This window comes from Brachyspira catarrhinii (genome assembly GCF_005518285.1).
GTDB lineage: Bacteria > Spirochaetota > Brachyspiria > Brachyspirales > Brachyspiraceae > Brachyspira > Brachyspira catarrhinii.
This window is the reverse complement of sequence record NZ_SJDU01000612.1, coordinates 1-938: the sequence shown is the minus strand read 5'-3', so window position 1 is coordinate 938 and position 938 is coordinate 1. Positions and strand designations below refer to the sequence as shown.

The following is a 938-nucleotide window of genomic DNA, read 5'->3' as shown; positions in this document are numbered from 1 at the left end:
GTACATATTTATCATTTCCAAGTTCTCCAATTATATTTACTAAATCTGCTATTTTTGTAGTTCCATCTGTATCATAAATAGCTAAAACACTATCATTTAAAAAAGATAATGAAGTAGCTAAAAGTCCAGTACTTACTGCTACATATCCTGCGTTCTCAAAAGGCTCTAGCGATGGTATTTCAAAGTTTAGGTCCTGAACTATTTGTAAGGCGTTTTCATCAGTGAATGGGTTATATGTATTTGAAAGTCCAAAATAATTTAATATAGTACCTTTTCCACTTGATACTATTATATCTTTATTGTTACTCATTGCTATTATTTTTACCTCCGTTACTATAAACTAAAGTCTTTAAATCCTTTATGCTAATGATTATCTTATGTTGGATCTTCTGTAAAAACTTGGTCTAAATGCTTTATTTTATACTCTTGATTATATAAATAATTAGTAAGTTTTACATTCATTTTAGCAAGTTCTAAATCTATATTTAATGAATTATTTTCAAACTTATAATCAATAGTTCTAATATTCATTTCTAATATCCTAGAGCCTATATCAAAGAAACATATAAATCTTTCATATAGAATATTTCCTCTTTCTGAAATTATAATAATATCTCTTTTATCATATCCTTGTACATCAAATACTCCAAAACCATCAGTACAATATTTTCTTTGAAAATTTTCTCTATCTTCTATTTGAAAAACTGCTGACACTTTATTTCCTCTTGTGTCTGGATTTCCGTCTGAAAAAAATATTATTATTTTTACTATGTTATAACATTGATTACATACTTCTTTATAATATCTATCTATATCTGTTAATGCTACCGATTGCTGCTGTTTATAATTAGGGTATTTTCTGTATTCTATTTGCTCATCAATATCTATAATGTCTGAAGAGTAAAGTTGATTTAATCTGCTTTCAATTACAGTAAACT

The 938-nt window shown here is 26.2% G+C and carries 2 pseudogenes; both read right to left on the bottom strand.

Annotated elements, in window-relative coordinates:
- A pseudogene (locus EZH24_RS12620) lies at positions 1–289 on the bottom strand (phage tail protein); the annotation flags it as partial.
- A gap of 86 nt (positions 290–375) precedes the next feature.
- Positions 376–938: pseudogene (locus EZH24_RS12615) on the bottom strand (hypothetical protein); the annotation flags it as partial.